Raw genomic sequence first — 22,357 nt, 5'->3', positions numbered from 1 at the left:
AGTCTCTTAAAATATTTAGAATTCTTCAAATTCGACTTTAGAAAATTAGGAATGGAAAATTATAGCGTTCTATAAAATTGACCATTAAAAAGAGGCTATCCTTTTGGGACAGCCTCTTTGTTTTTATTGTAAAACCAATTCACTTGCTGTTAACAAATTACTCGTTGTTAGCTCTGATAACGATTCTTCTGGTTTTTCCGTTAAATGTATCGTTTTTACACCTGCTTTTTTCCCTGCTTTAATATCACGATGAGCATCGCCAATCATCCAAGAGGAATCTCTATCTATTTTATATTTAGCAATCGCTTTTTCTATCATTAATGAATCTGGCTTACGCGTCAATGATGCCGAGTTAAATTTTTCATGATGGGGGCTAAAGTAAATATCATCTAACAGGTTCCCACATTGCTCTTGAAAATAGTTATGACATTTCCATACATCCTCTCGCGTATAAATTCCTTTGGCAATTCCTGATTGATTGGTAATAACAATTAATAAGTAGCCTGCTTCTTTAAATCTTTTCAATGCTTCAATGGCGCCATCAGGAATAATCAAATCCTCAAGTCGGTACACATAATCAACACGGTCTATGTTCAATACGCCATCACGGTCTAAAAAAATACATTTCTTCATCACTTATAAATTTAGTCAATAGATAACAAAACGGCTTTGAAAATCAGGATGATTTGGTTCAAAGCTAAAACTACGATACAATATAACTATTTTGTTATTTTTTTGCACAATTAGTTTTATTTTTTTATCTAATGAAATAGTATTCAGATTTTTCACAAAAAAACGCAGACTTTCTGATAAGTCTGCGTTTTTAACAAAAAATCTATTAGAAATATAAGAATTTATTGATTTTGGCTTTTAGCCATCGGATTTCAGCTATCAGATAATCAATTTCTGAAAGCCGATAGCTGACTGCCGATAGCCAATACTAAAGCTTATCCCAAGGAATACGACTCAATAATAAAATCAACCCTAAGCCAAAGAAAATCAATGCATTTTTATGGCGAACGATTGAAGCAGTCGCACGTTTATTCTTAGAATACCCTACTGTAATCAAAGCAATAGCAATGATGTTTGTGAAGATATGTTCAACAGCAATTTTACGGTATTCAGCAATTTTCATTACTTCTGAACCAAAGTCTGTAAATGCTTTGATACCAAACGGACTCAAGAACAAATACAATACTAAACCAATTAATAGTTGAGTATGGTTCGAGATAAGGAAGAAAAGACCCAACTTACGGTCTGTGTCTGTGAATTCACTTTTTGATGTGAGTCCCATCGCTGCGCGCACTAAAACGATTAGCCCAAGAATGACTACGACAAAGAAAAGTGTCTTATGGATTAACTGAAAAATTTCATACATAAATTTTAGGATTTTGAATTACCAATTTTTCCCAAAGATAATAAACAAAGATTTCGTTTATAGCGTAATTTTATAAAAACATCATTAAGAACTTTAGCTTATGCTGTTTTCCTCACTTCATCCCACAAAATAATATTTCATGAAAAAAACTTTATTGATTTCATCCCTTTGTCTCGGAAGTATGGCTTTGGGAGCATTTATTACTAAATCACTTGAAAATGAAGCCATCACGATTGACATCGTCAAAAAGGCCGAAAAAATTATTGGTTTAGAGTTTACTCAGCCAGAAGCAGATTCAATGCTTGCTAAACTTACTACTACTCGCAAAAATTTTGAAGAAAACAGAAAGGTTGAACTAAAAAATGAAGTGGCTCCTGCCCTAGTTTTTAATCCATTACCCCAAGGATTCGAGTTTGAAAAAGGTGCTTCCTATTTCAAAGCGTCTAATATTGTAAAAATCACTTTGCCAAAAGACAAAAATGAGTTAGCTTTTTACTCTGTCAGACAATTGGCTGCTTTGATTCAAAGTAAACAAATTACTTCATTAGAGTTGACCAAATTCTTTTTAGAACGGCTGAAAAAGTATGACCTCAAGTTAGCGTGTGTAGTTACCCTTACGGAAGAATTAGCCTTGAAACAGGCTTCACAAGCAGATGCTGAAATAGCTGCTGGGAAATACAAAGGTTTGTTACACGGCATTCCGTACGGAGCAAAAGATTTATTAGCAAAAAAGGGTTATAAAACCACGTGGGGTTCTGTACCCTACAAAGACCAAGTCTTGGATTACGACGCAACCGTGATTCAACGTTTAGAGAAAGCTGGAGCAGTTTTATGTGCCAAACTAACGTTAGGGGAATTAGCCATGGGCGATGTTTGGTTTGGTGGTACTACTAAAAACCCTTGGGACTTAAAGCGTGGTTCTTCTGGCTCTTCGGCAGGTTCGGCTTCATCAGTGTCAGCGGGGTTATTGCCTTTTGCCATTGGTTCAGAAACGTTAGGGTCTATTGTTTCTCCTTCTTCCGAATGTGGTGATACAGGTTTACGTCCTACTTTCGGTCGCGTACCTCGCACGGGTGCGATGGCGTTAAGTTGGAGTATGGACAAACTTGGACCAATCTGTAGAACCGTTGAAGACTGTGCCATCGTATTTAATGCCATCTACGGAAAAGACGACCAAGACCAAAGTGTGATAGATGCTCCGTTTCAGTTTGATGGTAACAAAAAAGACTTGAAAGGCATTAAAATAGCGTACTTGAAAAAAGATTTTGAAGGGAAATATCCAAATAAGACGCAAGATTCCCTTACCTTGGTCATGATGAAAAAATTGGGAGCAGAATTAATTCCTTTAGAATTGCCAAACCTACCATCCAGCGACATTAGTTTTTTGTTGACTGTGGAAGCAGCAGCAGCTTTCGATGAGCTGACACGTTCTGGTAAAGATGATTTAATGGTTCGTCAAGTTAAAAATGCTTGGCCAACTTCTTTTAGAGCAGCCCGACTCGTCCCTGCGGTTGAATATTTACAGGCGAATCGTCATAGAACTTTATTGATTCAAGAATTCAACAATAGGCTGAAAGGAATTGACGTTTACTTATCACCAGCTTTCGCTAGTAGAAATTTGACAATGACGAATCTTACTGGTCACCCATGTGTAGTATTACCTAATGGTTTTCGTGCGGAAGGTCGCCCTACTAGCATTACATTTATGGGTAAACTATTTGGCGAAGGTAAATTATTACAAGTAGCAAAAATTTATCAAGATGCCACAGACTTCCATTTGAAGCATCCTAAATTATAAGATATGTACTTTAAACAATTGTTCTTAACTGTGGCTTTGGGTTTTCCCTTAGCCACCTTCTCGCAAGATGTTAAGCAAGAAGAGGCGCTACAGAAAATGATAGAAAGCGAAAAAGCCTTTGCACAAACATCTATCGATAAAGGCACAAAAAATGCTTTTTTATCCTTTTTGGGGAAAGATGCCATTGTTTTTGAGAAAGGGATGCCCGTAAATGGACTAGAAAAATGGCAGAATCAGGATTTTCAGCAGGTTTTAACTTGGCAGCCTAATTTCGCAGAAATTTCAGGTGCTGCCGATTTAGGTTATACTGCAGGGAATTGGCAAATTCATGATAAAACAGCAGACGGAAAAGCTTTTGGTTTTGGTACCTTCGTTACTTTGTGGAAAAAACAAAGCGATGATACATGGAAAGTTGCCGTTGACATTGGCGTAGGTCATGCAGATAATGCTAGTAAAAGCACGCAAATCATCAAGAATTATCCTGTTTTTAAACCTGCCGATTTAAAAAATCCTGCTACCTTAGCCGAACGTTTTGTTTTTATGCAGGATCATTTCTTTTGGAAAAATGCTAAGACGGCTCTCAATCCCTTTGAGCCTCATTTATCTCAAAATGTTAGGATTTATAGAAATAGCCAACTGCCAATTATTGGGAAAGACGCTGCTGGAGCTTTTCTGAAAAAAAGCTATGATAAAAAACTTATCTATACTGGCTTAAAGGCGATTGCCTCAGCATCGGGCGATTTAGTGTGTGTTTACGGAACAGTATCGGGAAAAGGCAGCTCAGGAAGTTATTTAAGAATGTGGCGTCAGGAAGCAAAAGGGGTTTGGAAAATCACCTTAGAAATCGTAAGTATTTAATTTAGCATATTTCAATTTACCCATTATGTACGCTTTAAAAAATTGCCAGATATTTACTTCTGAAGAAATTCTTAACAATAAAATATTAGTGATAGAAGCTAATAAGATTGCAAGAATATTGGACGAAGAAGACATTGAAGATTTAGACAATCTCTTTCCTGAAATTCAACTTATTGATTTAAAAGGCTTCAATATTGCTCCTGCTTTAATAGATATTCAGATTTATGGCGGTGGTGGAAGTTTGTATAATTCAAAAACAACGGAGGAAACTATTCATAATACTTATCTGGAAATTCGTAAATCTGGCACTACGCATTTTCAGATAACGCTTTCGTCAACACCGCTTGATAAAATACTTGAATCGATAGCGGTAGCTAAAAGCTATCTCAAAAACGGTGGACAAGGATTGGCAGGTTTACATTTAGAAGGCCCGTTTTTTAGCTTTCCTAAAAGAGGTGCACATGTGGCTGAATTTATCAGAAAGCCCACAGACGAAGAACTGAAAACCATTATTGAGGCTTGCGTGGGTTTGCCTACTTACATGACCATCGCACCTGAAGAGTTTACAGATACACAATTAGACTTACTCTTACAAAGCGATATTAAAATTGCGGCTGGTCATAGCTCCGCTACTTATCAGCAAGCGAAATATGCTTTCAACAAGGGAATTAAAAGAGTAACCCATTTATTTAATGCTATGTCGGCTTTTCAAGGGCGTGAACCTGGCTTAGTAGGTGCTACTTATGATTCTGATGCTTGGGCAAGTATTATTCCTGATGGCATTCATGTTGATTTTGCTAGTGTGAAAATCTCTAAAAAAATAATGGGCAAAAGACTGTTTATCATTACTGATGCAGTAACGAATGATGTTTCTGGCGATTATAAATTTATTCACGCAGGTACGCATTATACCGATACTAAAGGAACGCTTTCAGGCTCTGCTTTAACGATGATTCAAGCAGTCATCAACTGTGTTGAAAAAGTAAATATTCCATTACAAGAAGCCCTCAGGATGGCTTCTACGTATCCCGCAGAAGTGTTAGCACTAGACCATTCTTTAGGACATATCAAAAATGGTTATCAAGCCAACATGATTATCTTTGATGATTCCCTCAATATTAAAGGCTTAGTTGAAAATGGTTGCTTAGAGTGGTTTTAGGTAATTGTGAATGAGTGAGTGAATTGTGAGTTAGTGAATTAAGGGAGAAGATATTATTAATTAATTTATTAATTCTAAGCATGCAGTTATTAAAATCTGACATCCGAAAGCCGAATCCCGAAAGCATCAAGTAAAAATGAATTTGATTTCTAAACAACCCAATACAGGTACTACTATTTTCACAGTAATGTCCAAATTAGCTTCCGAACACGGAGCGTTGAACTTATCACAAGGTTTTCCTAATTTTGATTGTTCTCCTATATTAACAGAGTTAGTTAATCATTACCTTAAAAAAGGGATGAATCAATATGCCCCGATGGCGGGTATTCAGGCACTCCGTGAAGTAATTGCACAGAAAGTAAGCGATTTGTACCAAGTTCACTATCACCCAGATAGTGAAGTAACCGTAGTGTGTGGTGCTACAGAGGCATTGTATGCTGCCATAACAGCAGTTGTTCATCATGGCGATGAAGTTATCTTGCTCGAGCCTTGTTATGATTCCTATGCCCCTGCTGTTACTTTAAATGGTGGCGTTCCTGTGTACGTGACCTTGACTCCAGAAAATGACTATAAGATTGATTGGAATATTGTAAAAGGAAAGATTAATGAACGAACGAAATTAATTATCCTAAACACGCCTCATAATCCTACAGGGACTGTTCTTTCACAAGAAGATTTAAATAGTTTAGCTGAAATCATTAAAGACACTAATATTTTCCTGATTGGAGATGAAGTATACGAACACATTATTTTCGATGGTCTTGCTCATTGGTCTTTGCTTCGTCACCCAATTTTAAAAGAAAGAAGTTTTATTTGTGGCTCTTTTGGGAAAACATTTCATGTTACTGGCTGGAAAGTTGGCTATTGTTTAGCTCCTAAACAATTGAGCGAAGAATTCAGGAAAGTACATCAATGGCTAACGTTCTCTACGGTAACCCCTATTCAATATGCTTTGGCTGATTTTTTACAAGACCCTCAAAACTATCTTTCAATTCCATCGTTCTATCAAGAAAAGCGTGATAAGTTTTTAGCTTGTATTAAAGATTCTCGCTTTACCTTTACACCTGCTAAGGGCAGTTTCTTTCAATGTGTAAATTATGAAAGAATTACGGATGAAAACGATTATGAATTAGCGATTAGGCTCACCAAAGAAATTGGTGTGGCTAGTATTCCAGTTTCTGTATTTTACCATAAAAAAAATGATTTTAAAATACTACGATTCTGTTTTGCGAAAGATGATGAAACACTAGAGAAGGCTGGTGAGAAATTATCGAAACTTTAAAAACATGCTTGCCATAAAGTTTCGATAATTAATTAATTGGTATTACACTTTTTATAATTGGGCTGGTGATTAGATTGTATTAAATTTTTAAGTTAAACTGATTTTCCAAAAACATGAAACATTCAATTTATATAATATTACTATTTGTTAGTTGCATTGCCTGTACCAAACAGCCCAAACTTGATGGTTTGGATCTTGAAAAATGGCGTGCTGATCGTGGTGGTTGTAAAGGCGACAGATTGAAAATGGTTGAAAAACTAAAATCTTTAAAAGACGAAATAAAAGGCGTAAGCTCTAATGATATTGATGATTATCTAGGCAAACCTGATATTCAACAATTAGCAGACCGTAGCCAAGAATACTATATTTATTTCTTAGAACCCGGCAACCACTGTGATGACATCAAAAAGAAATCTACTGCACAAATGATGGCCGTGAGGTTCAGTGCTATGGGCATGGCTACAGAAGTAAATTTTCAAAGAGGAATGCCCGAAGAATAATTTAAAACTTTATCGGCAAAACATAAAACGAAGCAACGGATGTTCCATGTATTTGAGCAGGAATCCAATTGTGCATTTTTTTGACTAGTTTGATTACCTCAGCACTCAATGTGGGAGAAATACCTGTATCCAAGACGTGAATTTTACTAATTTCTCCAAAACGCTCTACTTTAAATCTCACTAATACAGTTTCTCCTTTATAATCACTTGGACGAACTAAGTTTTGAGAGATAAATTTATTTAGTTCATCATTCTTTTCTGAGAATTTTGCAAGCGTTTCAACTTCGTAATAGGTTGAGTCTAAATCAAGTGTCATATTTTCAAAATAAGACTGATTATCTCTGTCTTTTTTGTTGGCAAGACTTACATGTGTTTCTAAAACACTAGCGATAAGATTTTTATCTTTTTCTGAAAAAGGAGCTGAAGAGATGGTACTTTTTTGTGCTCGGGCACTATTAATCCCTAATAAAAGGACTAATCCCAATAGTGTAAAAGTTTTCATAATTGTCTACTTAGGAATTTTATAATTTTAAAAAACAGGCTAATTTCTATTAATTCTCAGGGTACTTTTCTGAACAAACAAACCAATAACACTTATTATTCAAGGCATGAAAATTAAAGTCTATCGTTTATCTAGTTTATTAACTTATGATAAGATTTGAACGCACAAATTTAAATATTTTTTTGATGTTTTCCAATTATATATAAAAAATTATATATAATTGGAAAACAAATGGTTATAGCATACTTTGGGTAATATAAAATACTTATATGATATTAATCTTTATCAAAAAACCATCCTAAAATTGTAGAGGTAATTGATAAAACAAGACTAAAAATCAAAGGAGGAATAAAACCTCTTACCGAAAATCCATCAATAAAATAATCTACTATATATACTACTATTACATTGATAACTAACAAGAACAAACCCAATGAAAGAATAGTAATTGGGAAACTGATAAGTTTTAAAATAGGCTTCACAAAGGTATTGGCAAAACCCATCGCTAATACAACTAAAAAGGAAGTCTGAAAACCATCAATAAAAATTCCATTTATATATCTAGTACTAAACATAATGACAATGGCAAGGACTAAATACTTGATAATGAAGTTTATCATTTTACAATTTAATTTGTTTTTAAATATTCATTTATCTTGAATGTCTTGAGCGAAGTACATCAATAATTTCATCAAAGTCAAGTCCTCTTTGCTCTAATAGGACTAAATAATGAAATAATAAGTCCGCAGCCTCCCCTTTGAACAACTCATCGTTATTATCCATCGCTTCAATCACCAATTCTACTGCTTCCTCTCCTACTTTCTGAGCAATCTTATTTGTGCCTTTTTCGAATAAACTTGCAGTATAAGACTTCTCTGAAGGATTATTTTTGCGGTCACGGATGACAGCCTTTAGGTGATTCAACCATCCTGCTTGTCCTGGTTCATTTTTTTCACCCCAACAAGTGTCAGCTCCTGTATGGCACGTAGGACCTGCGGGGTTTACCTTAATCAATAAAGTATCTTCGTCGCAATCTTTTAGAATTTCTACAACATGTAAAAAATTATCAGAAGTTTCACCCTTAGTCCATAAACGTTGTTTAGAACGGCTAAAAAAAGTTACTATTCCTTCACGCTCTGTTTTTTCCAAAGCCTCTTGATTCATGTAACCAAGCATTAATACTTTTTCTGTCTTTGCATCTTGTATGACAGCAGGGATTAGTCCACCCTGTTTTTCAAAGTCTACTTTCATTTTTTTCAAACCAATTTGGTTCTTTATGGTTATTTTCTTGAAATAATAGCAATCCTAATTCCTAAAAGAATTAAAACAACCTCAGTTACTCTCTCTTGAATTTTAATAAATAATCAACATCATTTCATTATAATCTCATCGAAATACCTTTATCTCTCAAGTATTCTTTTAATGCAATAATATCAATTTCTTTGAAATGGAAAATACTAGCGGCTAATCCAGCATCAGCTTTACCGATAGTAAACACTTCATTAAAATGTTCCATAGTACCTGCCCCACCTGAGGCAATAATAGGAATTGAAGAATTACCCGAGATAGTTGCCGTTAATTCATTGGCAAAACCTGCTTTGGTACCATCCGTATCCATTGATGTCAATAAGATTTCTCCTGCACCACGGTTTTCTACTTCTTTCGCCCAATTTAAAGTCCGGTATTCTGTTGGTTTTCTTCCGCCATGCGTATGTACTATATGTTCTTTAATACCTTTATCCGTTTCAACAAAGCGTGTATCAATCGCTACGATAATACATTGCGAGCCAAACTGCAAAGCTAATTCGTCAATTAGTTCTGGTCTACGCACAGCCGAGGAGTTAATAGATACTTTATCAGCCCCAGCATTGAGCAGTGCAGACACGTCTTCGATAGATGAAATGCCTCCTCCAACAGTAAAAGGAATATTTACATTACGAGCTACGTTTCTTACTAAATCTATTAATGTTTTTCGATTGTCCACCGTAGCAGTAATATCCAAAAATACTAATTCGTCTGCTCCTTGTTCCGCATAAATTGCCCCTAACTCTACGGGGTCTCCAGCATCGCGCAGGTTTACAAAGTTTGTGCCTTTTACCGTACGACCATCTTTTATATCAAGACAAGGTATTATTCTTTTTGTAAGCATTGTTATAGCTATCGGCTTTGAGCAATGAGCTTTGAGCCTTTTTTTTATTTTAAGACTTTAAGACTAAAGGACATTAGGAACTTATATTATCAGCGACATCAGCGTATTTTTTCTGCGAAAATCTGCGGGTAAAAAATATTTTCTTCTTAAAAAAATAAAGAAAATTCCGAAAACTGACATCTCAAAGCTTACAGCTATTTATGCAATGCTGCAATCTGTTTTAAGCTGATTCTTCCTTCATAAATTGCTTTACCAACAATTACTCCGAAAATATTCATTTCGTCTAATTTCAAAATATCATCCATTACCGAAACGCCTCCACTAGCAATAATGTGTAGGCTAGGAAATTGGTCTTGCAAATTTTTATATAATTCAAAACTTGGTCCTTCTAATAATCCGTCTTTAGCTACATCTGTCGAGATAGCATATTTTGCTCCTTTTTCTATATAGTTTCCTACAAAGTCATAAACAGAAGTGGTGGTAGCTTCTTCCCAACCTGAAATAGCAATTTTTTCATTGCGAGCATCAGCCCCTAAAATAATCTTTTCGCCACCGTAGCTCTGTAACCATCCTTCAAATAAAGTAGGATTCTTTACGGCTACACTTCCGCCTGTTACTTGCTTCGCTCCTGAGTTAAAGGCAATTTCAATCATTTCATCAGATTGTACACCTCCACCAAAATCAATATGCAAACTGGTTTTGGTCGCCAACAGTTCTAACACTTTGTGATTAACGATACGTTTTTGTTTGGCTCCGTCTAAATCAACTAGGTGCAAACGCTGAATGCCAGCATCTTCGAACGACTTGGCAACTTCTAATGGGTTTTCATTATAGATTTTCTTCTGAGCATAATCGCCCTGCGTAAGACGGACACACTTCCCATCAATTAAATCTATGGCTGGTATTATTTGGATCATTTTTTCTTAGACTTTAAGACTTTAGGATTTTGAGACTTTAGGACTAGAAGATAATTAAACTCTTATAGTCTTTTAGTCTTAAAGTCCTCTAGTCTTTAAAAAATCATTTATTTAAATATTTTGACAAACCGTGTAATTGATTTTCTATACTTTTCAAGATTTCAATCATTCGTTGAAAATCGTCTGTTGAAATATATGCTAAATTTTGCGCAATCATTAACTGCGTTTCTACTTCATAAGCTGAAGAGAGACTCATATCCAAAAATCGAGTAAAGTCTTTCGAACTTCTTCCAGAACCTTCGGCAATATTTGATGGTATAGAGATAGCAGCTCTTCTAATCTGAGAAGTCAAGCCATATATTTCTTCTTGCGGAAAAGTTCTAGTTAAAATGTATATCTCAGTAACAAAGACTACAGCCTGTTTCCAAACGTTGAGTTCTCTAAAATTATGTCCTCTCATGTAGATTATTAAATATAAATCAGTGTAAAATCTATTTCTTTAAAAATTCCTTTAATCTTAGAATTTCTAAACTTAAAGTCTTCAAGGCTTTACAGTCTTATAATTCAACAATTCCAAAACCTAAAGTCCTCTAGTCTTAAAGTCCCAAAATCCTAAAGTCCTACAGTCCCAAACCTATACCTTCAAAAAATTCTCAATAATCCTCTGCCCCTCCTTACCGCTGATTTCAGTGTGGAATTGGGCGGCGTAGAAATTATCTTTATGGAGCATTGCTGAAAAAGGCTGAACATAATCACATTCTGCCACAGTATATTGACTGATTTCAGCATAATAGCTATGCACAAAATACATAAAAGCACTTTCTTTTAAGCCATCGGTCAGCTCGCTTTTAAGATTGTAAATATTATTCCAACCAACATGAGGTACTTTGAAGGATGTAGCATCAAAACGTTTTACATCAATATCAAAAATTCCCATGCAGGTAGTATCGTTTTCCTCTGAATAACGACACATCAATTGCATCCCCACACAAGTACCCAATACAGGTTGTTTCAATGAAGGGATAACCTTATCCAATCCTTTTTCACGCAGATAAGCCATCGCAGTACTTGCCTCGCCTACACCCGGAAAAATCACTTTATCAGCCGAACGGATTTCATCCTCATCATCTGTCCAAAGATAATTTACACCTATCCTATCCAAGGCATACATTACCGACTGAACATTCCCTGCATTGTATTTGATTATTACTGTTTTCATTTTTCAGAATTAAGGGTAAATCGCTGCTATTACTCATTTAAACTCAGCGTTTTGCATGAAAAAGCCTGACTCTTTTCAGGAATCAGGCTTCTATTTATATCGAATACTTGTGTCGTTGCTATTGGCACAATACTCATCAGCCTTCCCTGTTTAGGAAATTACATGATGGTAATGATGTGTGCCTTTGAAAATCATGATGCAAAAATAGTTATTATTTTGAAATTTACTTCCTAAAGATTTGGTATTTAGTGTGAAATAGGATAAAATTTTCTTTAGCTGTGAGCTTTGAGCTATCAGCTATAAGTTTTTAATTTTAAATAATGGTTGAGTTAAAACAAAAAAAGCTCATAGCTGATAGCTCATAGCTCACAGCTAAAACAAACTCATCTGTTCCACTTTTGGTAAGAACTTTGGCTCTTTTAAGGTTAAACCACAATGCTTATTTAATTGCTGAATCCAATACAGCGCTAATTCTGGAGCAAATGTACTTTCGCAAATATGTACAAAAATATAGGCTTCTTCTAAACCCTGATGAAACCACATTTTTAGTTTTTGTATCCATTCATCTACTCGCTGGCGGTCGGAAGAATGTTCATTACCAACCCAACGGATAGTTGCTATTTTGTTTGATAAACTCTGATGTACTACATCCCTCCTTCCTGCTACATCCGTTATAACAGTCCCATGTCCGTAGTGATTTAACAATGACAAAGCTTCTTGCCAGATTTTTTCATTGTTAAACCAATCCTCATGACGAAACTCTACCGCTATTCTCAATTCAGCAGGTAAATCTTTAAGATATTTTTCTAATGCATAAAATTGTTTTGGCGTAAAATAGGGTGCTAATTGTAAAAATGGCATTCCCAATTTTTCATCCAAATCTAATATCTTCCTACAAAAAGCCTCTGTTAAACTCTCTGCCTTTTGAAGCATTTTATCGTGCGAAATAATTTGTGGAAACTTTGTGCAGAAGGTAAAGTTGTCTGCAGTTTCTTCTTTCCATCGCTCAATCGTTTCTTCACTTGGAATTTGATAATGAGTAACGTTCAGTTCAATCGTATTAAATTGTCTGGAATAAAGCGACAAATAGTCAGCCGTTTTGGCTGAGTGGGGGTAGATTTTCCCATTCCAATCTTTGTTTGACCAAACCGGACAGCCAACGTGTACAATAGGTTTTCTGACAGGCATATTGCCCAATACTTTTTCATTGAAAGTATTGTCTGTCTGAAAGGTGAAATTTACTTTATCTATTTCTTGTATAGGTAGTTTACCGAAATCCATCTGCTTAATTATTTAATATTTAAAGATAACAAAAAAATCCTGCCAGTACTGGCAGGATTTCATTATCAAGACAAATGGTCTATTGTTATTTAGGATCTAGTCCTTTTTCTATTCTGAATAATACATCTTCAAAATGGTATTTTGTCATTTTGTCGGTTGTTAAAGGCAACGCTGCTTTCAACTCACTTTTCAATGCCAATAAATGTCCACGCGTTACCGAAGTAATATCTGTTTTACGAGGATCAACCGCAGCAGGAACAACAGTTCCTCTGAAACTAAACCCTCCCGAACCACCTACAGCAGTGCCATTTAAGATGCTAATCATTTTTTCAACATACACTTTTTGTAAGTTTCTGCGTGTAGCATCTGTTACTTTGTGTGTACGTGCTTCAGACCAAATAGACGAACGAACATCTGTAAAGAATTCATCTAAGCCATAGCTCGCTGGGGTCTTAGCATTCATTTCAACCAAACGTTGTAGTCGGTCTGAAGTAAATAAATTATTCAAAGTAGCTTCTTGAATACGGCTGATAGCATCAACACCATAGTCTGGACGAATTTTTGTAATAATTTTATCATCTAATAACCAAGATGGCGTATCAAAAACCTGACGGTTTAACCATAAAACAGCACTTTTCTGAACAGCCTTAGGCGTTGGTTCATAAACTGCTCCTTGCTGATCCATCGTTTTTGGCGTTTCGTAAACACCACCAACGTTTTTGCTAACATGACCAATATAACGACGATACTGCGTAACAATTTCGTTATAAGCCTCTGATAACATATCATAATCCTGTGCTTCTTCTTTCGTCCATTCTGTTAAGTTTGGTACAATTCTTTTCAAGTTTTTGATACCATACTCACTTGCCAACATATTATCATCGCCCAAACATTCACTTTGAGTACGAGGGTCGTAAGGGTTCATTTCTGTTCCGAACCAAATTCTTGGGTTTTTAGCAAACTCTTGAATATATTGTTTATTAAGTGTTTTTTGGTCTTCCTCAGGTGTTTCACCGTCTAATGCTTGGTATGCCCACTTGATAGCCCAAATATCATATTCACCAATGCGTGGATACAAGTCTTTCACACCGTCTTCTGGCTGTGCTACATAGTTGAAACGAGCATAGTCCATGATTGATGGCGTATGTCCATGTTCTGCAATCCATTTCGGGTCACGAAGTTTCTCAACAGGTACAGTACTGCTTGAACCATAATTATGACGTAAACCGATAGTATGACCCACTTCGTGTGATGATACAAAACGAATCAAATCACCCATTAACTCATCATCAAACTTATTTTTTCTTGCACGTGGGTCAACTGCCGCAGCTTGAGTCATATACCATTTTTTCAATAACTTCATTACGTTATGGTACCAACCAATATGGCTTTCTAGGATTTCTCCAGAACGTGGGTCATTTACGTTAGGGCCATAAGCATTCTCGATATCAGAAGCGAAATAGCGAATCGCAGAATAACGAGCATCTTCTAGGCTAATCGTTGTATCTTTATCTGTCAAGATTTCTCCACGGATAGCATTTTTCCAACCAGCCGCTTCAAAAGCTTTTTGCCAATCATCAACACCTAGCTTCAAATATTTACGCCATTTTTCAGGTGTTGCTGGGTCGATATAATATACAATTGGTTTTTTAGGCTCAATCAATTCTCCTCTTTTTTGCTTAGCAGCATCTTCTGCATTTTTAGGCTCTAATCTCCAACGAACTGCAAAAGTTTGGTCCTCTGTACGTTGTGAATTATCATCAAACACGGTATATCCAGTAGCGAAGTATCCAACTCTGTTATCGAAATAACGTTTTTTCATTGGTGTACTTGGCAACAAAATCATCGACGTATTCAATTCTATCGTAACTGCTCCAGTAGCCGCTGCGGCTGGGATATTTACCGTAGGAATTGGACTTGGTGCTCCACCTGGCATTGGCGGAATAGCATTAAATGTTTTAACTGTCCTGATTTCTGTATTGATTGGATACGATTTGATTGACTGTATATAAGAACGATCAGGAGCTATTGATGTAAACTTATACGTTGTTTTTGCATAAGGAGGCAACGAAAATATCTGATTATCTCCTTTAAAAAAATCTGTTACTTCAATTACCGAAGCACTCGTTTTGCTTACAGAATCTTTTTTGATAGCTTTTAAATCAAAAGCCTGAGCGATTGGCTCTACGTTAGAGTTCTTAACAGCTTTGTAAAGTGGTGCTGTAGAATCAGCAGAAACGTTAATGTACTGAACAGCACGAAGGAAAATTTTATTTTCTGGTGCTTTCTCGAAACGAATTACCTGACGGTTCAACATTTCACCACCATAAGTACCAGGAATCGTTGCTGTTTTAGCAAGACGCGTAATACTCATGATTTCTTTTCCCATCAATGAGTCTGGAATTTCGAAGAAATATTTATCCTCAATTTTGTGAACCGTAAAAAGCCCTTTTGAAGTTTTTGCTTTATCGGTAATTACCTCCTTATAAGGCTTAGGACCAGGCTTAGGTGCTTCTGCTGGTTTAGGAGTTGGTGCTGTCGTGGCGGCCACTGGGGCTTTGGTATCTCCTTTTTTGTCTTGTGCATTTACTGTAAAAGCAAAACATGACAAAGCAATCAGAGAAAGTTTTGTTTGAGTTTTTAGCATGATGACTTTAAATTATTAGAATTTTAAGGTGTCTAAATTAAGTGATTAAGGTGTATTTTGGAAATTTAGTTTGATGAGTGGTAATAGTTTACTTAATACTTTGTCGTATTAATCACCAACACCTATTTGATACGCATTATTTTTTCGCAAATTATGATAAGTTATTCCTAATTGTTTTGCTTGATTACTCAGCTTATCTGCATACCAATCTGTATAAGAAGCATCAATGATTAAACACTTGAATTGCACTTTATCCACCAACTGATTCAAATCAAGTACAGATTTGTTGGCAAGAATCACATAATCAAAAAACTGATTTTGGGCATCAAAGTCTTTCTTTTTTAAATTTTTACCTATCCATAAAAAGGTCTTGTCGTGCCAAGCTAATATTGTTATTGAATCTTTGCTTTGGGAAATCATGTCAAAATCTTTTAAGTACTGATTGTCCATTAAGTTTACTTTCGTTGTATCCACTACTCCACATTTCGCCCAAAGGTTATTCAACCTAAAACTAATGTCTTTTCTACTTTCTAAAAGTGATTTGTCTGCCAATATTATTGCTTTTTTGCCTTTAATGACAGAAAAAGCACTATGTTTTGGAATAGCATGAATTATTAAAAAATCTTGACTGCGTTGTCTCATATTTTTACTGATAATAAACACTATTAATAAGCAAACGATTAGGCTACTGATACGAACCCACTTAAACAACTGTGTTTTCCACAAAACTATCAGGGCAAAAATAAGCGCATATAATAAGTACATTTCCCACTGTGAAATCCACAAAAACTTAGTAATGGCATAAGGTAGGCTTTCAAACCATAATACTGTTTTATTCAATGCTAAAATCAAAAACTTAAAACCTTGACCTAAAACATAGATAATTTCCTGTTGGTGAAAGACTAATAACAATGCTGCAAAAAACACAAAGAATAGCCCAGCTATCAGCACGAATGAAGAAAGTAAGATTACTAACGGATTAGCCAACAGAAAATAATTAGGAAATTGGTGGAAATAATAAATAGCAATTGGGAAAGTCGCAATCTGTGCTGCAATGGCTACGGTGCTTATTTGCCAAAGATGAAAACCAAGCCAATGTAGCCAACTTTCAGTTTTATCGATTACTATAAAAGGACTAAATTTTGGCTGAAAATAAATCATCCCAAAAACAGCTAAATACGATAATTGAAAACCTACATTAAATAAAAAAATCGGATTTATCAACAACAAACAGAAAGCTGAGAAAGCTACAGTATTATAAGCATTATCTTTCCTTTGAAAAGTTCTGGCAACTAAAATCACGGAAAACATAAAGGTAGAGCGTAGTACTGGCGACGACAACCCTGCAATGAAAGCATAAAACCATAGCGTAATTAAAGTGATACCTAATATAAGAAGTTTTCCATTTTTGCCCCATTTCTTTAAAAAGCTAAGTAAAAAAACCAAAACACCATAAATTATACCTACATGCAAACCTGAAACAGATAATACGTGTACTGCACCCGTAGCAGAATAGGCTTGCATTAAATTGCTATCGATATCATCTCGCTGACCTAAAATCATGGCATTCGCTACACCATATTGCTCTTTACCTTCTACAAAGGTGGTTAAAATAGAATCAGCCAATAAATTGGTTTTAATGGCTAAGGCCTTTATGATATTTTGTTCCGAATGTCCTACTTTTTCAATCATTGACGCACGGCAATATTGTTGAAAACCTATATTTTGCCAAGCCATGTATTGACGATAGTCGAACTCTTCTGGATTTCTAGGTGCTGAAATCGCTTGGGGTGTTCCTTTAATCAAAAAGATGTCTCCGTACTTTGGTTTTTCCACATTTTGATTATCAAAATAGAGGAGTATTTTTCCAGAAGTTGATAATATACGATTATCGATAACCACCGAACGAACCTCAGCGATAGCTTTCCATGAATTTTCTTTCTCTTCGACCAAGTTATCCACAATTACTTCATAATGACTAAGCCTTGAAACATAGTGTGAATAATGCTGTGGATAATTATTTTCGGTTGAATGAAATGCAAGCAGGTAACCCGTGAAAACTAAGGTGGTTAATCCACAAATACCTGTAAGTAGATGGTTTTTAATTTGTTGCCTGTAAAGATATAAGGCCACATAAACTAATATCAGCAAGAGCCAAAGCCCAAAAATAAGCTTGATATTCAAAGGAGTAAAAAAATTGTAAATCACAACGCCAAAAATCAAGGCAATTGTAAAGCGGACAAAAGGGAATGTAGAGAAGTTGTTCATCTATAGCGACTTAAGGTATAGTTGCCTAAATTAATAAATTTCTATGAAAAGTAAATTATTGACCTTTTCTCTTTTAATTAACTTTTCCACTTCTTTTATCTGTATCTTTGCGGATTAGCCGATTTCAAACAAAGCATTCAGAAAAATGTCAATAATCCTTGCAGAAAAATTAAGAAAATACCTCAAATCAAATGCCTTACCGCAAAGTGTTTCTCGTGGTAAGATTATTTATCAAAAAGGGGGTACTACATTTGAAAAAATATCCTACACTGATAAAGGCGAAGCTACCATTAAAGTAAAAAGTGATTCTAGTTCAAAATTTTATACCGTTCATATTCGCAATTGGAACACAGCCATTGTAAGCTCAAGTTGTTCTTGCGCCTACGACTGGGGTGGGATTTGTAAACACAGAGTAGCAGCCTTATTATTTTTAGAACAAGATTTGCTTACCCGCAAACCAACCGTTATACAAGCACTTCCTTTAAAGAAAACATATCCTACATCATACCACATTATCAGAATTAGTACTTTCGACGATTGGTCATTGAAAAGTCATTCTAGTTTAGATGATTGGAAAAATAGGGCTAGTGTTCAAAATGTACAAATTATTTCTGCAATTGATGGCATCGCCATTGTAGATGTAGAATATAAAAAAGAGATTTTTCATTTAAAATTTGAGAAACTCCGTTTCAATAGCGAAGTAGCTACCTCTTGTTCTTGTGCGCAAGATATCGAAAACCAATTATGTATTCATAAAATTGGTGCATTGATTGCTATCCGTGATACTTATGGTCCGAATAATCCATTCGATAGAATGCGTGATTATACCGTAGAAAAAAACAAACTATTATCAGAATATGGCTTTACTTTAGAAGACGATTTACAAGATAAATTTGATTTTAAAGTAAAAGCAGATGGCTCTGTTCAGTTAGTTCGTATCGACCAAAGTATTCAAAAAATCAGTCAATTTCAGAACTGGAGAAATATCAATAACCGTATTTTCCGTACGCCTGAAAACTCTTATTTAATCAACAACGATGATGTTGATAGAGAGCTTCGACAAATTTTATATGTACTTCGTTTCAAGGGAATAGAGTTTGTAAACGATGTAGCGATTGATACCTATTCCTATAAAGCAGGGGCAAATGGCAAAATGGCCTATATCCGTTCGCTAAAAGATAGTGACTTTGAAAGTTTTCCAGTATTGACCGATGCTGATAGCCAAGTAATAGGCTTAATTAATAGCATTAAGGATGACGGACTGAAAGCTTTTGGTAAGAAAAAAGATTTACGCTTGCCTTATTTCTATGATTATCTGAATCGTGATGAAGTATCTGCTAACGATTTACCGATTGTAGAAGAATATATTAATAAGAAGCTTGATAGAATTTTTAATCTATTAGCCGACAAACAAGTTCATACTAGTAAAACATCTTTTGTGAGCAGTCATGTTGATGTGGAAGAAATAAAAATTGGTAGAGAACGTATATTCCCCTCCTTTACATTGTCAGAAGAAGACGATTTTATTGTATTAGAAGGTTTTACTACCATCAATCAGAAAAAAACGAAGCTTGCATCTTTAGTCAATCCCAATAGTTATTGGGTGCGTAGTATCGGCAATGTTTTGTATAAATTGGCGAATCCTGAAGTAGCTAACTTATTAAGTTATCTTCCAAAGAATGGTGTACTCAAGGTAAAGAAATCTAATTTTGGTGGTTTCTTTCAAGACTTTGTGTTGCCTCTTGCTGACAAATTCACCGTTGATTTACAAATCAATCAGGAAATTGAAAATCAATATGTGAATTATCAGCAAATAAAAATCTACCTTAAAGAAGACGATGGTAATTTGCTTTTTGTACCTATGTATGAATATGAAAACGGGGTAGAGTTTTCTCATGATCAAAAAACAAATAAGATAAATTTTGAGAATGAAAAAATAACTATTCTGCATAGAAACTATGTAGCTGAGAAAAACTACTATAATCTTATCAAGGAACAGCACCCTACTTTTGAAAATCAAAGTCAATATCCTTTCTTCTTTCTTTCCTTCAATAATGTGTTGAAAGATGGCTGGCTTTATAAGTTTTTCGAAGCCATGAAAGCCCATGATATTACGATTTTGGGTTTTAAAGATTTAAAGAAATTTAGGTATAATCCACACAAAGCAGAGTTTAATATCAAAGCAGGGTCAGGTATCGACTGGTTTGATATGAAAATAGAGGTACAGTTTGGTGACCAAGTGATTGGTATCAAGGAAATTCAAAAAGCTGTTTTGAAAAAACAAAACTACGTTGAATTAAAAGACGGTTCTTTAGGAATGCTACCAGAAGAATGGTTAAAGCGATATGAAAGTGTATTGAAGCTAGGAAAAGTAAAAGGTGATCAGCTACAGCTTTCGAAAATGCACTTTTCGTTGATTGATGAATTGAGTAAAGACATCGATAGCTTTGAGTTTGAGCAGGAATTGTATGAGAAAAAACAAAAACTGCTCAATTTCAAAGAAATGGCAGAGATTGAGTTACCTAAAAACATCAATGCTCAACTACGCGACTATCAAGTAGAAGGTTTTAAATGGTTAAATTTCTTGGATGAATTTTCTTGGGGTGGAATCCTTGCCGATGATATGGGTCTTGGTAAAACGCTTCAAATGCTTACTTTTCTTCAAGAACAACAGAATCGTAACCCACAAGGTGTGAATTTAGTAGTCTTGCCAACAACATTGATTTTCAACTGGCAAGCTGAAGCACAAAAATTCTGTCCAGATTTAAAACTGTTTGTTCATCGCGGGGGAACTCGACAAAAAATCAACGACCACTGGCGAGAATATGACATTATTTTAACGACTTACGGAATGGTGCGTTCGGATATTGAGCTTTTCCGTGAGTTTGATTTCAATTATATTATTCTTGATGAATCGCAAGCTATCAAGAATCCAGACTCCTTGATTTCTAAAGCGGTTAAATTACTAAAATCTCGTAATCGTTTAGTGATGACAGGTACACCTGTAGAAAATAACACGTTTGATTTATACTCTCAAATGGAGTTTATCAATCCAGGGTTATTAGGTAGTGGTGAGTTTTTCAAGGCTGAGTTTTCAAATCCTATCGATAAAAACCAAGACAAAGAGAAGGCCTCACAGTTACGTAAAATTGTGTATCCTTTTATGCTCAAAAGAACAAAGGAGGAAGTAGCGAAAGATTTACCTGAAAAAACAGAAAGTATTATTTACTGTGAAATGGACAAGAAACAGCGAAAAGTATATGATACCTTCCGTGAGATTTATCGCCAGAAATTGGTTGATAAAATGTCTGTTGATGGTAGAGAAAAGGCTGCGTTTTTGATTCTTGAAGGTTTGTTGAAGCTTCGTCAAATATGTGATAGCCCAGCACTATTAAACGATGATACTGAATATGATACTAATTCAGCCAAGCTAGAGGAAATCATTCGTGAGATTGAAGAGAATGCTGGAAATCATAAGATTTTGATTTTTAGTCAATTCTTAAAAATGTTGGATTTAATTAAACAACATCTTGAAAAGCATAATATCAAGTACGAATATTTGGATGGAAAGACTACTGACAGAGCAGATAGAGTGAATCATTTCCAAGATGATGAAACTTGCCGAGTATTTTTGATGAGTTTGAAAGCGGGTGGCGTTGGTATTAACCTTACTGAAGCAGATTATGTTTATCTTGTAGACCCTTGGTGGAACCCTGCCGTAGAACAACAAGCCATCGATAGAACGCACAGAATTGGCCAGAAGAAGAGTGTATTTGCTTACAGAATGATTTGTAAAGACACCATTGAAGAGAAAATATTATTGCTTCAAGATAAAAAACGAGACATTGCTAAGGATATTATTAGCACCGAAGATGGTTTCTTGAAAAAGCTATCGCAGGATGATATTATTGATTTGTTCTCGTAGGTGTTTTTTGAGGACTGCAGGACTAAATGACTGTAAGACTTAAGGATTTAGGATTGTATGACTAAAAGATATAGGACTTAAAGACTTTAGGATGATTATCATCTTATAGTTTTTAAGTCTTTTTCATTTAGGGGCTTACTTAAGTCAGCCCTTAAGTGAAAATAGCAGAGCCACACCATAAATAAGAAGTGGCTCTGCTATTTTTTGTTCTTCTTCCCAAAAGGGCATATGCAATATGCCCCTGTACTTACCTAGTCTTGTGTCTTTTATCTTGTTTCTTATAGTCTTTTAATCCTTCAGTCTTACAGTCTTCAAGTCCTTAAAACAGAAATAGCCATCATTTCTGATGGCTATTTTCTAATATTTTTGGGGTTTATTTACTTTCCCGCATGTGATTGCAGTATCATCAACGGAACTGGGCTTAACTTCTCTGTTCGAGATGGGAAGAGGTGAACACCAGTCCTATCAACCCCA

General features: G+C 35.3%; 18 protein-coding genes and 1 rRNA gene. 6 read left to right on the top strand and 13 right to left on the bottom strand.

The window, feature by feature from the left end; genetic code table 11:
- Positions 1-123 precede the first annotated feature (123 nt).
- Complete coding sequence (locus tag VB264_RS23990) at positions 124-633, bottom strand: D-glycero-alpha-D-manno-heptose-1,7-bisphosphate 7-phosphatase (RefSeq protein ID WP_323253787.1); 510 nt, start codon at positions 631-633, stop codon at positions 124-126.
- 307 nt (positions 634-940) lie between these two features.
- The gene (locus VB264_RS23985; protein ID WP_323253785.1) at positions 941-1,378 is read right to left on the bottom strand and encodes a hypothetical protein; all 438 of its coding nucleotides are present in this window, start codon (positions 1,376-1,378) and stop codon (positions 941-943) included.
- Positions 1,379-1,517: 139 nt separating this feature from the next.
- On the opposite strand from VB264_RS23985, the gene VB264_RS23980 reads away from it, so the two are divergent.
- The 5 genes from VB264_RS23980 (at position 1,518) to VB264_RS23960 (ending at position 6,975) form a co-directional block, all read left to right on the top strand.
- Positions 1,518-3,176: an amidase gene (locus tag VB264_RS23980; RefSeq protein WP_323253783.1), complete on the top strand. Its 1,659-nt coding sequence runs from the start codon at positions 1,518-1,520 to the stop codon at positions 3,174-3,176.
- Between the two features lie 3 nt (positions 3,177-3,179).
- On the top strand, positions 3,180-4,034 hold the full coding sequence (locus VB264_RS23975) for a YybH family protein (RefSeq protein ID WP_323253781.1): 855 nt from the start codon (positions 3,180-3,182) through the stop codon (positions 4,032-4,034).
- A 25-nt stretch (positions 4,035-4,059) separates the two neighbouring features.
- Positions 4,060-5,193 (top strand): N-acetylglucosamine-6-phosphate deacetylase, encoded by a 1,134-nt coding sequence (gene nagA / locus VB264_RS23970; RefSeq protein ID WP_323253779.1) that lies wholly within the window; start codon positions 4,060-4,062, stop codon positions 5,191-5,193.
- A gap of 136 nt (positions 5,194-5,329) precedes the next feature.
- The gene (locus VB264_RS23965) at positions 5,330-6,475 is read left to right on the top strand and encodes a methionine aminotransferase (RefSeq protein WP_323253777.1); all 1,146 of its coding nucleotides are present in this window, start codon (positions 5,330-5,332) and stop codon (positions 6,473-6,475) included.
- Positions 6,476-6,588: 113 nt separating this feature from the next.
- Positions 6,589-6,975 (top strand): hypothetical protein, encoded by a 387-nt coding sequence (locus tag VB264_RS23960; protein ID WP_323253775.1) that lies wholly within the window; start codon positions 6,589-6,591, stop codon positions 6,973-6,975.
- 1 nt (position 6,976) lies between these two features.
- Here VB264_RS23960 and VB264_RS23955 read toward each other — a convergent pair whose 3' ends face one another.
- The 10 genes from VB264_RS23955 to VB264_RS23910 form a co-directional block, all read right to left on the bottom strand.
- Entirely contained in the window at positions 6,977-7,477 is a 501-nt protein-coding gene (locus tag VB264_RS23955; protein WP_323253773.1) for an energy transducer TonB, read from the bottom strand.
- A gap of 275 nt (positions 7,478-7,752) precedes the next feature.
- Positions 7,753-8,097 carry a phage holin family protein gene (locus tag VB264_RS23950; protein WP_323253771.1) on the bottom strand — a complete coding sequence of 115 codons (345 nt, stop codon included), beginning with the start codon at positions 8,095-8,097 and terminating at the stop codon, positions 7,753-7,755.
- A 31-nt stretch (positions 8,098-8,128) separates the two neighbouring features.
- The gene (hisIE, locus tag VB264_RS23945) at positions 8,129-8,728 is read right to left on the bottom strand and encodes a bifunctional phosphoribosyl-AMP cyclohydrolase/phosphoribosyl-ATP diphosphatase HisIE (protein WP_309923060.1); all 600 of its coding nucleotides are present in this window, start codon (positions 8,726-8,728) and stop codon (positions 8,129-8,131) included.
- A 127-nt stretch (positions 8,729-8,855) separates the two neighbouring features.
- A complete protein-coding gene (gene hisF, locus VB264_RS23940) occupies positions 8,856-9,626 on the bottom strand; it encodes an imidazole glycerol phosphate synthase subunit HisF (RefSeq protein ID WP_309923062.1) in 771 nt (256 codons plus the stop codon).
- Between the two features lie 194 nt (positions 9,627-9,820).
- Positions 9,821-10,543, bottom strand: a complete 723-nt coding sequence (gene hisA, locus VB264_RS23935; RefSeq protein ID WP_323253768.1) for a 1-(5-phosphoribosyl)-5-[(5-phosphoribosylamino)methylideneamino]imidazole-4-carboxamide isomerase — start codon at positions 10,541-10,543, stop codon at positions 9,821-9,823.
- A 103-nt stretch (positions 10,544-10,646) separates the two neighbouring features.
- The gene (locus VB264_RS23930; protein WP_323253766.1) at positions 10,647-11,003 is read right to left on the bottom strand and encodes a four helix bundle protein; all 357 of its coding nucleotides are present in this window, start codon (positions 11,001-11,003) and stop codon (positions 10,647-10,649) included.
- 174 nt (positions 11,004-11,177) lie between these two features.
- Positions 11,178-11,762 carry an imidazole glycerol phosphate synthase subunit HisH gene (gene hisH, locus VB264_RS23925; protein WP_323253764.1) on the bottom strand — a complete coding sequence of 195 codons (585 nt, stop codon included), beginning with the start codon at positions 11,760-11,762 and terminating at the stop codon, positions 11,178-11,180.
- Positions 11,763-12,134: 372 nt separating this feature from the next.
- Positions 12,135-13,043 (bottom strand): DUF72 domain-containing protein, encoded by a 909-nt coding sequence (locus VB264_RS23920; RefSeq protein ID WP_323253762.1) that lies wholly within the window; start codon positions 13,041-13,043, stop codon positions 12,135-12,137.
- An 85-nt stretch (positions 13,044-13,128) separates the two neighbouring features.
- Positions 13,129-15,690 carry a zinc-dependent metalloprotease gene (locus tag VB264_RS23915; RefSeq protein ID WP_323253760.1) on the bottom strand — a complete coding sequence of 854 codons (2,562 nt, stop codon included), beginning with the start codon at positions 15,688-15,690 and terminating at the stop codon, positions 13,129-13,131.
- Positions 15,691-15,798: 108 nt separating this feature from the next.
- Positions 15,799-17,958, bottom strand: a complete 2,160-nt coding sequence (locus tag VB264_RS23910) for a ComEC/Rec2 family competence protein (protein WP_323253758.1) — start codon at positions 17,956-17,958, stop codon at positions 15,799-15,801.
- Positions 17,959-18,103: 145 nt separating this feature from the next.
- Between VB264_RS23910 and VB264_RS23905 the strand changes: the two genes are divergently transcribed.
- Entirely contained in the window at positions 18,104-21,883 is a 3,780-nt protein-coding gene (locus VB264_RS23905; RefSeq protein WP_323253756.1) for an SNF2-related protein, read from the top strand.
- Between the two features lie 364 nt (positions 21,884-22,247).
- Here the strand turns inward: VB264_RS23905 and rrf are convergent.
- A 5S ribosomal RNA gene (gene rrf, locus VB264_RS23900) occupies positions 22,248-22,357 on the bottom strand.

It is taken from the genome of Arcicella aquatica (genome assembly GCF_034928825.1).
Classification (GTDB): domain Bacteria; phylum Bacteroidota; class Bacteroidia; order Cytophagales; family Spirosomataceae; genus Arcicella; species Arcicella aquatica.
Note: the sequence above shows the minus strand (reverse complement) of the source record. Positions and strands in the feature narration are given on the sequence as shown.

Coding starts and splice junctions, on each gene's coding strand:
- VB264_RS23990 (WP_323253787.1), bottom strand. CDS start 633: ATGAAGAAATGTATTTTTTTAGACCGTGATGGCGTATTGAACATAGAC.
- VB264_RS23985 (WP_323253785.1), bottom strand. CDS start 1,378: ATGTATGAAATTTTTCAGTTAATCCATAAGACACTTTTCTTTGTCGTA.
- VB264_RS23980 (WP_323253783.1), top strand. CDS start 1,518: ATGAAAAAAACTTTATTGATTTCATCCCTTTGTCTCGGAAGTATGGCT.
- VB264_RS23975 (WP_323253781.1), top strand. CDS start 3,180: ATGTACTTTAAACAATTGTTCTTAACTGTGGCTTTGGGTTTTCCCTTA.
- nagA (WP_323253779.1), top strand. CDS start 4,060: ATGTACGCTTTAAAAAATTGCCAGATATTTACTTCTGAAGAAATTCTT.
- VB264_RS23965 (WP_323253777.1), top strand. CDS start 5,330: ATGAATTTGATTTCTAAACAACCCAATACAGGTACTACTATTTTCACA.
- VB264_RS23960 (WP_323253775.1), top strand. CDS start 6,589: ATGAAACATTCAATTTATATAATATTACTATTTGTTAGTTGCATTGCC.
- VB264_RS23955 (WP_323253773.1), bottom strand. CDS start 7,477: ATGAAAACTTTTACACTATTGGGATTAGTCCTTTTATTAGGGATTAAT.
- VB264_RS23950 (WP_323253771.1), bottom strand. CDS start 8,097: ATGATAAACTTCATTATCAAGTATTTAGTCCTTGCCATTGTCATTATG.
- hisIE (WP_309923060.1), bottom strand. CDS start 8,728: ATGAAAGTAGACTTTGAAAAACAGGGTGGACTAATCCCTGCTGTCATA.
- hisF (WP_309923062.1), bottom strand. CDS start 9,626: ATGCTTACAAAAAGAATAATACCTTGTCTTGATATAAAAGATGGTCGT.
- hisA (WP_323253768.1), bottom strand. CDS start 10,543: ATGATCCAAATAATACCAGCCATAGATTTAATTGATGGGAAGTGTGTC.
- VB264_RS23930 (WP_323253766.1), bottom strand. CDS start 11,003: ATGAGAGGACATAATTTTAGAGAACTCAACGTTTGGAAACAGGCTGTA.
- hisH (WP_323253764.1), bottom strand. CDS start 11,762: ATGAAAACAGTAATAATCAAATACAATGCAGGGAATGTTCAGTCGGTA.
- VB264_RS23920 (WP_323253762.1), bottom strand. CDS start 13,043: ATGGATTTCGGTAAACTACCTATACAAGAAATAGATAAAGTAAATTTC.
- VB264_RS23915 (WP_323253760.1), bottom strand. CDS start 15,690: ATGCTAAAAACTCAAACAAAACTTTCTCTGATTGCTTTGTCATGTTTT.
- VB264_RS23910 (WP_323253758.1), bottom strand. CDS start 17,958: ATGAACAACTTCTCTACATTCCCTTTTGTCCGCTTTACAATTGCCTTG.
- VB264_RS23905 (WP_323253756.1), top strand. CDS start 18,104: ATGTCAATAATCCTTGCAGAAAAATTAAGAAAATACCTCAAATCAAAT.